Annotated in this window: 5 protein-coding genes; all 5 read right to left on the bottom strand. The window is 42.7% G+C overall.

Annotated elements, in window-relative coordinates:
- Nucleotides 1–289: 289 nt before the first annotated feature.
- Nucleotides 290–1,033 carry an Abi family protein gene (locus tag HXT47_RS02265; RefSeq protein WP_421789219.1) on the bottom strand — a complete coding sequence of 248 codons (744 nt, stop codon included), beginning with the start codon at nt 1,031–1,033 and terminating at the stop codon, nt 290–292.
- Between the two features lie 456 nt (nt 1,034–1,489).
- Entirely contained in the window at nt 1,490–7,651 is a 6,162-nt protein-coding gene (locus tag HXT47_RS02260; protein ID WP_421789217.1) for a S8 family serine peptidase, read from the bottom strand.
- A 955-nt stretch (nt 7,652–8,606) separates the two neighbouring features.
- Nucleotides 8,607–9,740, bottom strand: coding sequence for a class C sortase (locus HXT47_RS02255; protein ID WP_421789215.1), 1,134 nt, complete (start codon nt 9,738–9,740; stop codon nt 8,607–8,609).
- Nucleotides 9,741–9,948: 208 nt separating this feature from the next.
- Complete coding sequence (locus tag HXT47_RS02250; protein WP_421789213.1) at nt 9,949–11,643, bottom strand: SpaH/EbpB family LPXTG-anchored major pilin; 1,695 nt, start codon at nt 11,641–11,643, stop codon at nt 9,949–9,951.
- Nucleotides 11,644–11,938: 295 nt separating this feature from the next.
- Nucleotides 11,939–18,073 (bottom strand): Rib/alpha-like domain-containing protein, encoded by a 6,135-nt coding sequence (locus tag HXT47_RS02245; protein WP_421789211.1) that lies wholly within the window; start codon nt 18,071–18,073, stop codon nt 11,939–11,941.
- Nucleotides 18,074–19,138 lie beyond the last annotated feature (1,065 nt).

Here is a 19,138-nt window from a genome sequence, read left to right as displayed (position 1 = left end):
GCATTTTGACAATGTTTTTTAAAAAAATATTGCCGATTTACCAACTAATGTTGGCGCACCTCGCAAGTTAAACCGTAAATTTTTCAGCCAACCAACGATAGGCACAACTGACCGAAACTTTACACGGTGAGAGCGTTACCTCGCATTTGAGCAAAAACCCACCAAAGCCCTCCAAACACGGACGCGACGACTTGCTTGAGCGCAGCATTGCGCGCGCTCAGGCAGGTAGTTCGCACAATTTACGCATTTGCTTTCATACCGCTTACTTCATCAACACCAACCATCAGTATTAATCATCAACACCAACCATCAGTTCCAAATATTTATTAGCAGCTTTACGTATTTTTGAGGGATCAATCCATCCAGTTGTAAACGACTTATTAACCGCATGAAGTAGCGTAAACAGTGCGTTCGTAAGATTCCTCTTTCCCCTAGCTATGTTATATAAATTATCAAAATGAGCTGCTTTATTCCTAATCTCTTTAATATAAATAAGATTTTTTGCTATTATTCTTCTATCCTCATCGTACTCTTTATTCATTTTTGAACAGTTCACAAATGGAAACGCATTGCCTACAGCATCTTTCCAAAGTTTTTGTTGAATGCGATTGCTATTTTTTGTTTCTGAAGATCCAACAAGCTTTACCCATGTTCCCCACATGAGTTTAGATAAAATGTCATCATGATTTACGCTTCTACCATCATGCGAGTGAACTGCGATTTCTCTCGCTTGCTTGACTTGATTTTCAATCAAATCTTTAACCAAATCTGGCGTATACAGAGGATTGGTCCATTCCTCATTTTGCTTTTCTTTCAACGCAAGTTTACGAAGTTCTAAATCAATTGAATTACGCACGCATATTTCTACGTATCCAATCTGCTCATGCAATATTCCTGCTAATTCATGATTCGATTTGCATATGAGCATAGCTGTACCTAAATCATTATTTGCATCGCGCATATAACGATTAAATCTAGCCACGCCACAAAATTGTTGCGCTTCTTGCAAAGTAAAAAATGTATTAGCAGACATGAAAATATTGTACATTATTGCACATTTAGTTTGACATTCGCCACGAAATATAACATGACAAACGCAAATTCTAAGGGGATGTGGTAAACTCTAATTTACCTGTGTAGGTTGCTCCTACACGTGATTTCATTGAGCTCTTGTTTGTTTAGAACAAGAGCTCAGTTGTTTTTGGATGGTGGGTTTACTAAACATAGGTTTGTGTGGTACTCCAAAAGCGAGGAAAGTTTCTCACATTTGGAGGGTTTTAGGTTGTGTTTTGCTCCAAACACGGGGAACTTGTCTCACATTTGGAGAACGAACGAGTATCCACGTGAATGAATGATGAAGCAAATTAATATGTAAAACAAACTATGGATTATTCTCCAAAATATATTACATACAAAAAGAGCACTCCCATCTTACTAGAAGATGAAAAGTGCTCTTTGTTTATTTATGTTATTTATTTATTTTGTTTATTTACTTGCTTGCGTGCACATGACGGCTGCGAGTTTTAAACGTTACAGCACCGCTTGCAAGCAGCACCATAAACGTCACAACCATGCCAATCACACTGCTACCAGTCATCGCCAAATCAGAAGTCATCTTCTTGGCGGCAGACTTAGCAGCAGCCTTCTGCTTTGCAGCAGCGTTAGCATTCGCAGCACTTGCGTTGCCATTGGCAGAACTTGCATTGCCATTGGCAGAACTTGCATTGCCATTGGCAGCGGCATCGACGGATGCAGCGGATGCGCCTGCATTAGTAGAATCCGCATCATCCTTTGAGGACGACTCCGAATTATTACTGGAATTACCTCCAGTAGTGAAGGATTTTCCACCATGATTACCGCCGTGGTTGCTACTATTGTTACCCCCACGGTTACCGCTGTGATTACCACCACGGCTACCACCATGATTCTTATCGCGGCTATTATTGTTGGTATCACCGCTGGTATTACCGCTAGTGCTGCCACCGTTGTTGCCACTACCGTTACCGTGACCTGAGCTTCCACCTTCGCTATTACCAGTATTACCAGTATTACCAGCGTTACCAGTATTACCGCTACCACTCTGGTTCTGATTATTCTGATTATTCTTATTATCAGAATCAGTTTGGCTGCCACTATCAGAAGAAGCAGAGGAAGATACAGACACCTCTCCAGAAGCAATCTGGTTACCATTTGCATCCATAAGTAAGATTGTGTGCTTACCTGAATATCCGCTAGGAATCAAAACCTTGAAATAGTACTTACCGTTCTCATCAGTACGCACTGTCACATATTCATGACCATCTTCACCCTTAAGATCCTTAGGATCAGAGTAAATGAACGCATACATGCGAGCATTGGCTTTAGCATTCTTCAAAGCTGCAGGCTGTCCAGAAACATAAATCTTTACTTCCTTTCCAGCTGTAACATTCTTGGTGTCTAAGCCAGCAATAGTCTTTGAGATCTTTTCTGTAGAAGCAGGAGGAATTGGGGCAGAATCAGTTTGAGTTGATTCATCCTTGGTTCCTGGATTCTTTGGCTTAGCCGGATCCTCGCCAGGCTTCGTTGGATTCTCGCCAGGCTTCGTTGGATTCTCGCTAGGCTTAGACGGATCCTCACCAGGCTTCACACCATGCTTCACTTTGAATGTATATGCAGTAGCTCCCTTTGCATTATCACTTGTGGCGCTTGCTGTATTACCGGCAAAATCGGTCGCCTCAATGGTGATAGTGTGAGAACCATCAGTCAACTTCTTAGTAGGAATCTTCAACGTTAATGTTGTAGAACCTGGCTTATCTGGAGTTGGATTATCGTTAACCTTAGAAACATCCACTAATGTATCCTCTACTGCTGTAGTTGGAAGATAATTTTCTGTATATGCTACTGGATGACCATCAACCATAACGCGCAAAGACTTCAAATTATCATCTTTTGCTTTAACAGTAATTTCGTGACCATCATCGATTTCTTCACCTTCAACCAAACCTGCTTCAACAGTAGGATCCGTTTCGTCAAGAACAACTGGAATCACACCAAGTAAATGAGATTCAACCTGATCACTTAAGTGCAGCAGCAACTTATCACCATTGTCTACTGGAATGTCAGTTGAGAATTGACGACGAGTTGTTTCTTTACCATTCGTATCCAAAGTGTAGAAATCACCAACGGAATCGTTGTTAATTCGCAAACTTTGACCGAAAGCATCATCTGATACATTTCCACTGAAAGTCACTGTGTCACGATTGGTGAACAACGTGTGACCATACAGTTTCGGAGTATCGAAATGTGCTGTTGGAGGCGTAATGTCGAAGTAGAATGCTGCAGGAGTATCGATTACATTCGTTTCATCGTCTTCATCAGCATCTTCGTCATCTGCTTTAGTATTCACCTGCAAGCGGAAATCATTTATACCCGGATGCATTGGAAGCTTCACACTAAACTTTCCGTTCTTAATTTCAGCACGCAATGGGTTTGGAGTTACAAGATTTTTAGTTGTAGCATCAAAACGCGAAGCTGGAGTAAACACCACGCTAGTCACCTTGGAACTCACATCACCTTGAGCAACAAAGTAATCAGAGCCAATAACGTCTGGACCATAATTCTTCTTATGAATTAACCACGCATAAGCACCCATAGAGCCAGCATTAGTAAGCACGAAATCTTTTGTTGCAGCTGCAGGTTTAGGCGTAGGAGTTGAACGACCAGCGAGAGCCAAACCTATAGTTGTAGTGTTTTCAGCAGAATCAGTAGCTACAAGAGTTACCATAACAGCTTTAGCGGCAGGAGTAATAACTGTTTTGAAACTACCGTCTTTGCCAACAGTTACTACTTCTTCAGTTTCTTTACTAGCTGCAGCTGTATCTGCTTTCTTTACATTTGCATCAATACTCGTTGCTGAAGTTGTATTAGCACCAGAAACAGCTTTAATAGTAGATCCAGAAGCAGAACCAGAAGCATGATTGTTTACAGAACCAGCAACTGCATTAGCTGGAGTAGTGTTGTCAGCAGCCTTTTGATAAGTAAGCTTTAGCTTTACAGTATCTCCAGGAGTATCAGTTACTTTACCAGCAACAGTTACTTTACCATCTGAACTTACAGGCAAATTACCCTTATCATCTAAGCCATTAACAGTAATCTTAGGTGTTTGCGCATTGAACGTTAACTCAAGTTTCTTATTGCCAATACGGTCACCATTACTATTAAGAGCTTTAAGCATTACAGTATTTTTGCCATTTTTCAGTGGCACAAACGCATAGAAAGTATTCTCACCCTTGCGCTTTTTAGCTAATTTGACTTCCTGCTTTTTACCGTCTTTAGGAGTCACATAAGCTTTTATAGAAGCAACATCTTTAGTGAGATATCCCTCAAGATAGAACTTACCATTAATATCTGGGTTAGTCTTACTTTCTTCTAACTGATTTGCTTTAATTTGGTGAGAAGTAAGTTTTTGTTCATTTGGAATAATAAACTTCTTGTTCTTCTCAGGTTTTCCTGAACCATTCGGGACATATGTGTCGAATACCTTCTTAACCTCAGTTGGATTCATAGCATTGTCTCGAACAAGCACATCTATGTATTGAGCTTCATTACCAATGTGAATAGACTTGCACACTCGCGTACGAGTTGCTTCATTCAACGGGCATTGAGTGTCTTCATCACCATAGTTCAAAGCATCCTTTACACCAGGAAGATGAATAGTTGGCACGCCAGGATCAGGACTCAATTCATCACTAATAACAATCTTCACATTGCCTTTATCATCACGATCAGATACTGTGACCTTAGGTCCATGATTATCGATTGCTACCTTCATATCATAAGTTTGCCAATCAAACTTATCTCCTAAGCGAGCTTGAATACGATACGTGTACCATCCATCAGGAAGAATGTCAAACCTACTTGTTTTTGGATTCCACACAGACCCGTCGAAATTTCCAGCTAAACCATCTGTTGTTCCAGCATTAGCAATAGTAGAACGATGCACATTGTGTTCCGTTCCAAGAACAATCTTAGTTTTATTATGAGAATCCAATACAGAATACTTTATGTCAGATGCACCGCGGAATATAGCCATAGATGGAACAACATAATCCATCCAGCCATCTTGATTTGCAGGTGAAAATTCGCCAAGTACATAAGGTTTAGTTTCATTATTAACCGGAAGTTTACCCATAAAACCAGCTACCGAAAGCAACGATGTCGTAAGATCACTATGTTTTGCACTATAGCTTTCTCCCGGTTTTACCATTATAGGTTCAGCATTCCAATCTCCAACAAAACCAAGGTATGGCACAGAAACATCTGGTTGAGAATCAGTGAGCGATTCAAATCGCACCCAACCTTCAATATAATGATTGCCTTTAGAACGATTTGGGCTTAATGTAAACTTAACATCAGCGGTTTTCCCAGGCTTTACTGTAACATTACGCGTTTTTGATTGCAACGTTTCAGTATTACTAATAGATGTTACTGTATCTTTATTAACCTCATTAGACTCATTTACAACATCCTGATCTGGGACAGCAAATTTTACTGGCTTCTTACCATAATTATGTAAAGTAACCGTAAACTCGCGATTAGAATTCACGTTTTTAAGAGCCACATACGAATTGCCGTTTACTGTTGCAATCACGTCAGTAGCAACAGCTTTATCTACCTGAGCTAAGCCAGCACCGATTTGACGAGGAGCATAAGGAATTTTCTTACTATTTGCAGAATCTTTATGTCCAATAATACTTGCTGTATTCATTAATGCTTGGCTTACACGGGTAGCCATTTCAGACTTGTTAAGCTCAGGGAAACGATTCTTATAGCTTTCCATCACCAACGCTGAAAGACCGGAAACGTTTGGAGCAGCCATGGAAGTACCAGACATGCTGGTGTACTTATTTCCATTCTGCGTGGACCAAACATTACCACCGATACCAGCAATCTGAGGTTTAAAATCAAATTCTGGAGTTGGACCCCAAGAAGTAAAGCTAGAAGGCTTCCCATCATCCGGATTGGCGATAGTAACGAATTGTTCAGTGAAAGCTATCTTTACTTTCTCACCTTTATCTAATGCTGCTTTAATTTCCAATGCATAAGAACGAGGAATAGATGCACCAAAGCAATTTTTGATTTTCTCCAATCCGCCCATTCCTATGAATAAGGATGAATCTTTGTCGTGATTGTAAACAATCACACCTTTAGCACCTTTAGAAATCGCATTATTAAACTTTTCAGTAAAACTGATTCCACCACGTTCTACAAGAGCATATTTACCGGTAAGATCAAGATCTTTAACATCAGCTTTAGTAGCTTTTTTAGCATCCACAAGTTCATGCTGAGATAGTGCATCTGTTAAAGAACCAATAGAATAGCTGTACGGCAAAGTATGTGACTTGCCATCTTTTCCAACCCAATTTGCAGACTGCTGAGTAATGTTGGAATTTTCTACAGAAGCAACGCTGAAAGCAGAAGGATAAGAAGATGGCGAGCCGAGAGTTGCATCATCCCACTTGCCTAAACTATCATCTATGCCACCGCTTTCAGAGAAGTTCAAGCCGGAGTTTCCTGCAGAAATAACTGGAAGCACACCAGCTTCGCGAGCCTTCTTTAACGCGACACTAGTAGCACTTGACGTTCCACCGAAACCGTTATCTGAGCCAAGAGACATGTTAATAACGTCTGCGCCGAGCTTTACAGAATCTTCGATTGCAGCAACAATATCAACATCACGAGCACCATGCGAACCTGGCACATTTGAGAAGACTTTCATAGCGAGCAGCTGAGCGTTTGGAGCTATGCCATCAACACGATGATGTTCAGATGCTGGAGCACCATTTTCATCGCCGTTAGCAGCCACAATACCGGCAACGTGCATACCGTGCTGTTCACCATTAGCGTCTGTGAAATTAGTATTTTCATCAGCGTAATTGTAACCTGCAGGAACTTTATCTGTTGTATTTCCTTTACCAGTTGGCTTCAAGCGAAGATTCTTTTTTGCTGAATCGTCAAGCTTCATATCTTGATGATTTGGATCGATGCCCGTATCGATAATAGAAACAAGCATTCCGGTTCCATCGAGGTGATGCTTTTTAAACACCGTCTGCACGCCTTGTAAATCGCGAGCATAATTTTCCATTGGATGATATAAACGTTCTTTTGCGACAGAAACTACACCTGGCTCACGTTTCAAATCTTGAACGTGTTTTTCAGGGAGAGTAGCTTCAAAAGCACTCATTAAATAACCAACTTGGCGACGAACCGTCATATTGTACTTTGACTTTACGCGGTTAATTAAAACATTCTGCTCATGAATGTTGGCTTTTTCGTCAGCATCCGTGAGTTGCGAACGATAATTTTTCAACGTAACAACAACAGTTACTTGAGCATTTGAATTTTTATTAAATTGATCTTTTTTACTGTAATCCTCAAAAGCTTTAGCAAGAGTTGGATTAACATGGCGTAAATCTTCTATAGACTTAATCTCACTATTAGCTTTTAAAGATGAATCAAGCATCTTAGAGACAAGTGCATTTCCATCTTTTTTAGTTTCATTATCATTTTTTGCAAATGCCGCAGGAACTTGCCCAAGCGGTACCATAAGCGTCGCCGCAGCCACGCCTAATGCTGCTAAACGAGTCAGATATGACGTTCGTTTGAACTTCATAAACATACTCTCCTTCAAAATGGTGGTTGTTATCCCGGAAAAATTTCGGTTCTAACTATCACAAACTCATGCCAGCTGACAAAATCTTTCATACTGACTGCCAAAATTTTTCATGCGGGTGTAAATATTTTTGTTACGCTGGTTTGAATCATTTCCGCTAAATATCGCACAAGAGGCATACCCCCCCCCATGCAAACAGCAAATAATGGTGCATTCTTGCAAGTGCAACAAAATATTTTTCATATACTCTAGCACTTGTTTAAAGAGAAAAAATTTTTTTAACTTGTTAATTTCACAAATAAAATTTGAGAAAATTATATTTAGGATAAGGAAATGGCTAAATTACGCCATTTTCTCGCAAACACTTTTCCACAAGTAACATGTAAAAAATCTGTAGTTAACATATAATTTACAGAATTTTTCAACAACCTTGCATTTTGACAATGTTTTTTAAAAAAATATTGCTGATTTACCAACTAATGTTGGCGCACCTCGCAAGTTAAACCGTAAATTTTTCAGCCAACCGACGATATGCACAAATAGCCTAAATTTTACGCTCGCGCAGTAACGCGCTCACCTACAAAACTCGCGCGAGTGTTATCTCACGTTTGGAGTGTTATCTGCTGCGAATCACTCCATTTGCGGGGAACTTATCTCACATTTGGAGGGTTTGCGCTACTTTTGCTCTCCAAACGCAGGCGCGACGACCTGCTTGAGCGCAGCACAGCGCGCGCGTAAAGTTTCTGCCGGAATCTAGTTGGGAAGCGGCATAAACTGCGCGCGGTTGTAAAGTTTCTGCCGTTTTTTCGCTCGTAGCCGACTTTTTCTTTACACGCGCGTAAAGTTTCTGCCGTTTTTTGTTACTGGTGCAGATTAGTGACTGCGTTAGTAACGACCTGCTTTAGCGCTGCGATTTAGCGCGCGCAGTCACAACGCTCACCGCACAGTCGTCGCGCTACTCGCGACGCAACTTACGCAGCATTTTGCGCGAAAGAATCAGCAAATGCTTGCCGCGAATGTCGAGCTGTCGCCCTCGCTTAGACGTTGCAGCGGCAATCATCATGGACAAAATAATCAATGAGAACGCCATTGCAATCACGAATAGCGTCATCCAAAGCGGCCATTGCACGTGGTCATCCGGCGGCTTCACAGGGTCCGGCAGCACACGATACCCAGTCACCAAAAGCCTATGCGAGTTCACACCATACGGGGTACACGTTAGCAGAGTCGCCAAGTCGCGCCCCTTTTCGCGCTGCAACAAACTAATATCGTGTGGCTCAACCACGCTGATGCGGAACACTTTGTATCGTAAAGTCTCGCCTTGCACGTCAAGGTAGAAGTAGTCGCCCTTCTTTAAATTCACCAAATCGTCGAACATGGTTGCATCCGCAAGACCCGTGTGCGCGGTAATAACTGTGTGGCGGTTCTTGCCACCGACCGGCAAATCCGTGCCGTACAAATGACCAGCGCCACGCGCCAAAACTTCTTGCGAACTGCCGTGATAAATAGGAAGTTTTACACCAATTTTCGGAATTTTTACAATGCCGATAATGCCCATAGGTTCCTCAAGCGCCTTAAGATAACGCTTGTATTCAGGCGTGTTAGTTACGTCTTTTTGACCATTCGGACCATACGGATCCGCGGCAAGCTTGCTTTTGCGAGTTTTATTGTAAAGCTTCGCGGCGCGAATGTGAGCGCGGCGCACGTCACCAGCCTGATCGTGGTTATACTTGTCGTACGCGTTAGAAATTTCCTTCGACACGCGATTGTTCCAAAGCGTTGAAACAACAGGGTAACTGAAGCATAAAATGCCTGCCAACACGAATGCAATTGGCTCGACGATGCGGCGGAGCTTGGATTTTTGCTTAGATTTTTGCGCGCCTACGATGGGCTGTGCGCTTGCGGAAGTCTGCTCGGAAGAGTTTTGATCTGCAGGATTAGTTTCGGATATAGCAGTTTCGATTGCGGTAGTTTCAGCAGTACTAGTTTCAGCAGTGCGATTCTTGAAAAGCTTACTTACGATGGGGATATTCAGGGCAATTTTGTTGAGGAAAGCATATACTTTAGCAACAGCGTCGTTTAATTTCATGCTTCCTCGTTTCGTGGGTTTTTCGTTGGATTTAGATTTGATTTACGATTTATTTATTTTGCGCTCGCTAGTTAGTTCAATTAAAGCGCACAAATATAGAGCCGGGAGCAACAAGTCGCACCCAGCTCCAATATTTATGCCATGCAAACAGATATTTACATTCATGCAGCAGTGACTGCTGATTTTTCTCAGCAGTCACCAACTACAATCAGGCAGCCTGCTGCTCTTCATCCTTCTTGCGGTTGCGCAAGAAGATGAACATACCAACAGCAACCAAGCACATGCCAGCCAACGCGAAGATGATCACGCCTGCAGCACCGGTCTTTGGAAGGTTGAAGAGCCAGCTCTTACCGTCATTGCCTGAATCTGGAAGGTTCTCAACGGTAATAGTTTCCTCAGTCTTAGTTATATCAACAATAATAGGATGAACATCAGGGTTACGAATGTATCCAGCTGGAGCAACAGTTTCCACTGCATAGAACTTTTCAGCACGCTTAACAGAATAAGCTTCAGTTAAGCCATTCCCATCAGTCTTCTTCTCGCCAAAACCAGCAGAGGATGGAGTTTCGCAAGCATTCTTAAGTTCATTGCCACTCTTACCTTCTTTAAGGGCTTTAGCACAAGTATTCGCTTCCGATTCCACTGCAAACAACCTGAACTTTGCATCTTTCAAAACAGAATTATCCTTAGAAGAAACCTTCTTGATTTTGAATGTAGCGAAGTCTACCTTTGGGTTGTCTTTAGTTTTAACTTCACTTGGAGTTGTTCCAGTATCGTGAGATGGCACAATACCACCCTTGTTGGTAACAGAGCTATTACCGAGTTTAGCCGTATCAACAAGTTTGAACGTCAACTCAACAGTTACTTTTGCAGCCTTGCCAGTACTAGCATTTGCAGCAGCAGCAAGCTTTTCACGACCTTTATCAGTGAAATCAATTGTAATCTTCTTATCAGTGTTAACTTCAGCAGTATTAACTGTGTAATCTTCAGTTACTTTAAGTTCAGTATCTCCTGCCTTAACCTTCTTTACAACATCGTTATAGCTCGTAAAGTAATTAGCTGGCGCAAGATCGAAGACGCTATAACCTTTGAAATCATCTGCAGTAATTGTGTCAGAAGCCTTCGCCTTAATCTTATCGAGGTCTGCGGTAATGGTATAACTAATATTATCTCCAGCACCTACAGTCTTCGTTGTATCCTTAGTCTTCTTAACGCTATCATTGATATCAACGTTCTTAGGATCAACGAACGGAGAATAGTTGTACTTGGTATCTTTCTTGTTACCAGCAGTAACCTGCTGAATCATTGGCAAAGTCATATAGAATGGTTTAGTTTCCGCAGCAGAATAGCCCTCAGGAGCCTTGGTTTCCTGAACCTGATATAAACCAAGTGGAAGATCCTTAAACCTTAAAACACCATTATCGTTTGTAATGCCAGTTAATTTACCTGCATTAGCAGCAAATGTCTCATCAGTTACTACAACACCGGCTGTATTCTTGTTGAGTTTATCAGCTACCTTAGCGATCTCTACCCAAGAGTCATACTTGGTCAGATCAAGTTCTTTACCGCTGACAGACTTAACCTTCTTAATAGTAAATTCTGCACCCTTGACAGGAGTTTCCTTCTTCTGGTTTCCGGTTTGATCAGTTTCACTCTTCCACTTGTAAACAGTGATGTTACCAGAAGTTGGAGCTTGTTCAAGCCACGGAGCCTTTTGGTAATCACCAGTTTGCGAATCTGTGGTCAAACCTGTTTTACCCTTTGTATTGAAAGTAGTATCAACACTTGGCGTACCAGCAGCCCAAGCAGAGTTGTTTGCCACCACGGCGCCGGCGACGCACAGCGTGCCAGCCATTGCGAGCGAGGCGAATGCCGCCACGCATTGTTTAGTGAATTTATTCACTTTCTTCTCCTTTGTTCAGTGCCCTTGTGGGCAGGTTTTGAGGAAAATACGTTTATTGTTTTATTTTGTGTTGCGGTTTGCGAGTGTGACCACATGCAGAGGTTCCCACATGCAGAGGTTCCCACAACTTGCGAGTGAGAGCCACATTCCGTACGCGTGCCGCATTCAGTGATCTAGCCACTGTTTGCGCGCGTCGCATTGCGCAACAAGTTTTAGCGAGAATCGCACTGCAAGCTTGCGAGTCAGTTACGTCTTGCGACTAGCCGGCTAGCAGGATTGCGTGCAAATGTTTTCATCAGCATCGCCACCTTTCGCTACGTCGCCTTAAAGCGCGAAGCTTTTTGGCAGTTTTGCAGATAAAATCTTTAATCAGTGTCTTACGCAGCAATGCATCAAGCATCGCGCGCCCCCACTTGGTTTGCTCAAGGAAGAACCCAGCCGCCATCACGCCCGTGCCAATCACAGCAAACGCACCAAGCAGCACGTTCCAGTTCATTCCGCCGGTCTTTGGCAGAGCGAATTTAGGCGGATCGATCACGTTCACGTCGAAGGAAATTCTGTTCCAATCAACCGCAGACTTTAATCCTGTAAGCTGAACCTTTTGCATATTTGTAGACGAATACTTTTTATCAGCACTAAGCCCAGCATCAACAGTGTTATTAAACACCGTTAGTGCATTCGGCTTCAACGCAAACACAGCGCACGTGTAATTTCCAGCCTTTTGAGGTACGCCAGCAATATCGTCTTCACTGCGAGACACAGCGCTTTCTATGCTGTTCGGATCTTTATTCTTCGTGAATCCATACAGCAAGTTAGCTATGCAATTATTACTGTTCTCACTGCAAGACTTTCGCTGATCAGCAGTTGCAAAAGCCCACGGCTTTACACTTTCGCCATAATTCTGGTTCAGGTGCATATTGAGCGTATCGTCAAGCCCGCGGCTCCACTTTTGCTCGCCTTGCTTAGTGCACATCATGCGCAATGAAATATTGCTACGATCCTTCAAGCTCCACGCGAGCACATACGGGTTCTTAGTAAGACTCGTGCCGCTCATAACAGTAAGAGAATTACCACCACCAAGCGTGTCAGTAGAATCAGCGTCTTGAGATCTGAGCAATGTCATCTTAAGATCCCTGTCGGCGCCACCGCCCAAACCTCCAACTGTAACTTTCGCATACACAGGCTTGCCGTTGTTACCAGAATCCAGGTCGTCCGAAGTGGAGCCATCCGGGTAATGGATGACAATCTCTTTCAAGTACGCTTTAGGAGCAACAGATTGATCTGGATGGAATGTCACTTTGCCGTAACGTGTACCGTCATCCTTGGCACTGTGCTTGCCACTCTTTTGTTTGGTAGGATCGTCAGGCTTATTGCTTTGCTCACCGGTGTTACCAGCAGCGGAAGCCCAATACGACCAGTCTAAAGACACACTCTTGCCCTTAGTACCGTAATCATTTACCTCAAAGCCGTTCGCAGAATCCTTAAACTCAAACCAAGTGCCATCCGGCAGCGCGCCAGCCTTCACAGCATCCTGGTATTTATCCGCACCGTTAGCGCTCTTAACGCTTTGAGGCACAGCATTCTCAACCTTTTGACCAGCCGTAACGTTCACATCAACGTACTTCGGGTTGTAGAAGTGGTTTTCGTTGTGAATCTTAATTGGTATTGGGCGCTTCGCATAGTCAATGCCTTCAACCGCGTTTTTGCTGCCGTTATCACCATCAAGTTTCCACTTGAAGTTTTGCAACGGATCAGTGTTATTCTTACTTGCATCTTTGTTGAGTTTTGCTACAGCTGCATCGAATCTATCAAGCAAATTATTGGTATCGTCCTTAAACTGCTTTTGCTTAATCGCATACACTACGCACTCGTAGTCACCAGATTCGTTAGCCTTGCCTTTAATCCATCCACGAGTACGCTCAGTTGTGTCGCGTGAGTTACCATTCGTAATGTAATCGTCATACAGCTGCCTATCAGGGTGGCACTGTCTGCTATCCTTCTCGCAGTCTTTCTGCTGTTGCGCATTCTCTGTATGCTCCCAAATTTTAACTTCCTGCATCGTAATGCCGGCAATACCGCCCGACTGGTAGTGAGACTTAGTGCCGTCTGAATTGATCTTATAGCAGATTGTGCGCAAATTGATTTTTCCAGGCTTATACACGGACCAAGAATCAAGCCAACGAGTCGTCTGTTTAGAAGCACTTAACTCCTCGCCCTTAGTGAGTTTGATTGTAGTATTAGACCAGTTGCCACTACCTTCTTTATCGCCAACATTCAAGTGCAAATTATCAGGAGTCTCATCATGTGATCGAGTAACCTTCACACTCGCATAAATAGGCTTGCCGTTGTTTCCAGAATCTGAATCTGTTGATTTAGAACCGTCCGGATAATGCACTATAACCTGCGTTTGGTCAGGAGCAACAGGGAACCACCTGTGCGGTCGGAACGTAACCTTACCAAACTGACCCGTGCCATTTTTAGCTGAATCACCAGAGTCAGCTTTATTGTCTTGACCATCCTCAAAGAATGCATAACTTAAACCATTCTTTTCAAACCAAGTGCCGTCCGGCAAGTCGCCTTCTTTCACATCGTCTTGCGACTTATCAGCACCGTTAGCATTCTTCTTGCTTTGAGGCAGCCCAGTGGCTTGTTTGGTACCAGCCTCCATAGTTATAGGCTCATACTTAGGGTTGTAGTAGTGCGCGTCCGAGTGCACGTGAATTGGGAATTTCACAGAGTCCCAATCGATGTGCCTTTGAGTGGCATATTCAGGATGATCTTGACTACCCTGCTTATCCGTTAAGACTGACTTACTGATAACATCTTCAAACTTGCGGTCACCAGGGTTCTTTACAAACTCCTTTACAGCATTATCAAACTTAGTTTGCAAAGCACCATGCGCATTACCTTTACCCTCAAGGTCTTTAATAGCGTACACAGTGCACACAAAGTCGCCATTTTCTTTTACCTTGCCGTACAGCCAGCCCCACGTGCGCTCTGTAGTATCACGTTCATTACCATAAAGATATTTATTACGATCGCACTTACTATCATTGGCTTTACACTCTTTCCTCTGCTGTTCATTAGCTCGCGTCCACTGAGATGGATTCTTATCGGTAAACTCACCGCCTTCAATATTGCCTTTTCGACCAGCAAGTTTCAGACCATTAACACCATCAACCTCATAGCTTTTAGGTTCAGGTTTACCAGTTTGTGGATTCTTTTTGTAGCAAAGCATGCGCTGGTAAATTTTTCCCTGCTTAGCACTCGACCAGGAGTCAAAGAACATTGGCTTATACGTATCGCTAGGCTTGTCGCCTAAAGTATCACCTTTACGGAAACGCATACCGCTTTTATCGTTGTCCTCAATTTTCCTTCCGCCACCATGTTGGGAATAAACATTGAGTTTTAAATCATTTTTTTGAATATCTTGATTAGTTACTTCCACTGGAGCGTATACAGGTTTGCCAAGATTACCAGAATCCGGATCTTCAGAAGTGGAACCGTCCGGATAATGCACGATTACAGGAGCGTAATATTCTTCGTTAATCTTAACAATCTTGTTTGGAGAAAAAGTGACTTTGCCATACATCTCTTCGGAAGTAGCATCTTCAGGCTTGTTCTCTCCTGATTTCTTGTTACTTTGCTTACCATCAAACTTAAACCAGTCACGAACTTTATTTTTATCGTTAGGATACCCTCTTAACTCAAACCAAGTGCCTTTTGGCAACCTTGTGCCTTCATCAACAAGATCATTTTGACTCTTGTCGTCGCCCTTCACGCCGTTAGAACCACGATGGCTTACTGGAGCAGCCGATTGTTTAGAATTACCAGCCTTCACATATATCTTATCGTATTTAGGGTTATAATAATGCGCGTCAGAGTGAACCTTAATTGGCACAGTCCTAGATGTATAGTCAATGCCTTCTCTTAACCCACTGAAGGTATCCGAACTAATGATATTAGTAGAAGAACCTTCTTCCTTTCCAATATTCTTATTCTTTTTCTCAGCATCCTCAAATTTCTTCAAAGCCTTAGGCTTCAAAGCATATACAGTGCACTGATAATTACCAGTCTTTACTGGCTTTCCGGTGATACTACCACGCGTACGCTCCATGGTATTGCCAGTGCTATCAAATAATTTGTTTGCTACACAACCCTGACCATTTCGACACTTTTCCTGTTCCTCATCAGTAGCATGAGGCCACGGTTTTTCGCCATTTATTGTTATTCCATTAATACCGTCAAGATAAAACTTAATATTCGTAGGACTTGTAGTATCAGCACACACAGAGCGAATCTTAATATCGCCAGGCTCCTGCACTGACCAAGAATCTATCCATGGCTGTGGATTAACATCACGATTCTTGCGGAATACGAATCCATTGTTGTAGTTAATCTCTTGACCATTTTGGTTCCTAGCAATACGGAGGTGCAAGTCACCAGTACCAGGATCATGACGCTTTAAATTTACCTTCGCATAAACAGGATTACCTTTAGTAATAGAATCTTCATCTGTAGATTTTGATCCATCAGGATATGTAACTATTACTGGTGTCTTATAAGGATCATTTGGCTTGCTTGCAGTAAGCCACTTGTTAGGGTAAAAATATACAGAACCAGTCTTAGTATCTTGTGGTTGAATTGCAGACCACGATAAAGGATCTATTCCATGATTGTACTTTCCTATTGCAAAAGTAGTACCTTCAGGTAAAGGACCCTTTATAGATCCATACGATCCATCACTGGTAGGTCTATCAGAAAAATCCTGAGTACCAGCATACATATCCTTTGTTACATACACTGGGTTGTACAACTGCGACATCTTCTTAACTTTGAAAACGACCTTTTTAGATACACTAACCTGTGATTTCTTGCAGTTATAGAAAGATGGATCAGGATAATTTATACCTATATTAAAGGTTACAGTCTTACCCGCATCCTGCTTCCTAGGTTTGTATATGACCTCACCAGTGAATTCATTGAGGTATACATCACCATCCTGCATATTGTTACTACTCCACACACGCCGGACTCCGTCAGGTAGTTTTTGATTAGTAAACACATATGCTATGCCATTTTGTGGTATATCTTCTGTTTTATAGTCCTTAGGGTTTGTAGGCTTCGGATTTTTATCCTTATTGTATTCGAAATGACCTTTTACAGAATCACCAACCCACTTACCGGTATACATAAATGGTTTTTGCGAATAAGGTTTACCATAAACAGCGTTATAATCTTTGCCGTCATCGAATCTACCAAACGCACCTTTCGGCTCTGGATACCGTAGTTCATCCCAAGAATCAGGATTCGTGTTATGAGCGTGCTCCCATAAATCAGGGAAACCATCGCCATCTGTATCATAAGGACCCATGATCGCAAACTTGTGCTTATCACTATCATCCGATCTAAATCCTGCAATGAATGGAAGGTTTTCTGGAACAGTTACAGAATCATCAAGATAAGCAGAAACTGTCCATCGATACGCAGTTACGGTATCACCGTTCTCTCGAGAAATCAACACACGAGAAAAATCTCCGTGTTCTTTCCATTTTTTAACTTCACAAGTATCAAATTGATCTTTAAATTGATCCTTCGGATCTTTACCTCGTCCAAGGTTTCCTAAAGACAAATCCCAATCATGCTGAAATTTCGGACCATCAGCGTAAGTATATGTCCATCTGGTCCAACCTGCATTAAATTCTCCTGGATTCTTCTCATCTCCCTGTAACGACCAGTTAAAATTAGTTTGACCAGGCAATAAACTTCGTTTTGTATATTCACGATAAACATGAACACTAGAGTCATCAATACCCCTCGGAAGATATACGTAGATGTAGCTTCTACCATCCCAAGCCTGACCATCAGATTTCTGATTTCCAATATTTTCAGCAGCGAATTGCGATGAGCCCATTCTTTTAAGTGCTAAGCTATTGGCATTAAAAGTTACTTTCCAAGTTATCTTTCTCCTGATACGACCATTATCATTAACAGTCTCTATTTCAGGATATGAAAGATCAATATCTCTCTGAGCGTCACCAACCCAATAACCATTATGAGTGAAAAAACCGTTACCTGATTTATCCCACCAAGCCTGATCAGCTTTCGCATTATGTGCCGGCGGCACTATGAGCATGGTTACTATGGTGGCGGCTGATACGAGCATTGCGAAGAGCGCGCGACGAAGAGTGTGGGCTGGGTGAGCGGTGCGAGCGATGGTGACGTTGCTGGAAGTGGCTGTGGTGCCGGAAATGACTGCATTGTCGAAAGAAGTGCTGGCGGTGCCGAAAGTACTGGCATTGGTGGAAGAAATAACTGCGGTGCTGGAAGTATGAACGGCGTCGTTAGCGCTGGTCTTACGCCAGACCAAAGCGCGCGACGCAAGACGACCCACGCGTGATGCGAATCCACGGAACTTTGCTGGTAACATTTTCTCGCCTTCCTGGTCCTCAACCGCCGCACAAGCCGCAGTATATCCCAAATTCCAACTCTCTAATCTTTAAGACTTCACGTACTCAACCTGCATACGATGCCAATGCTTAGCGTACTAAAACCTTGTACGCATACTACTGCAAATGCCATAGACAGAGCTAACCACAGGTAGTCAGTATAACATATCTGTATGCCCTATATGCAAGCATGGTTGCTGAAAAGCCTCTAATATTTATACCCCCCCCCCCATGAATGATTTCAAGCAAAACACGTGTTATATTCGTGCATATAAAAAATTTCTATAATTCACGAATATCGCTAAAAAATCTACTGTAAAACGCATTTATAATGAATAATTTCCGACGCCAAAACGACGAAATCGCGTCTTCGGCGTGTCTAAAAACCGACCACTTTCCCAACACAAAGTACTACATGTTGTTATAGCGCATGCATCGCACCGCTATATACTGTGCTGGTATATGCAGTGCTTGTATACGCTCTATGTGCTGTGTACTTCGCTGCTGTATTCTGTGTGAGATTCGTCACTATATGCCATGCTGCTATATGATTCGTCTATATATACTGTGTGCTTCGTCGCTATATGCCGTGCTGCTATATATACTGTGCAGCACTCAAACAGGTCGTCGCGTCAGAAAGAAAATCCGGCAGAAACTTTACACACGTGCGCAGTTTATGCCGCTTCCCAGCCAGATTCCGGCAGAAACTTTACAGCGGTGTAAAATAAAGGTCGTCTACGCACCAAAATCCGGCAGAAACTTTACAGCCGTGCGCAGTTTATGCTGCTTCCCAGCCAGATTCCGGCAGAAACTTTACGCACATGTACAGAAAAAGTCGTTTCCGCGCCAAAAAACGGCAAAAGCTTTACAGCTATGTAAAGAAACGGTCGTTTGCGCACCTTAATCCGGCAAAAACTTTACGCGAGTGCAGACAGAAAGCGCGAGCAGAAGTGCGGAGCCGGAAGAAACGGCAGAAACTGTGCAGCCGTGCGCAGTTTATGCCGCATACGCACGCACACAAAACACAACCGAATTCACAATGAACC

It is taken from the genome of Gardnerella sp. DNF01205, from assembly GCF_049244135.1.
Taxonomy (GTDB): Bacteria; Actinomycetota; Actinomycetes; order Actinomycetales; family Bifidobacteriaceae; genus Bifidobacterium; species Bifidobacterium leopoldii.
Note: the sequence above shows the minus strand (reverse complement) of the source record. Positions and strands in the feature narration are given on the sequence as shown.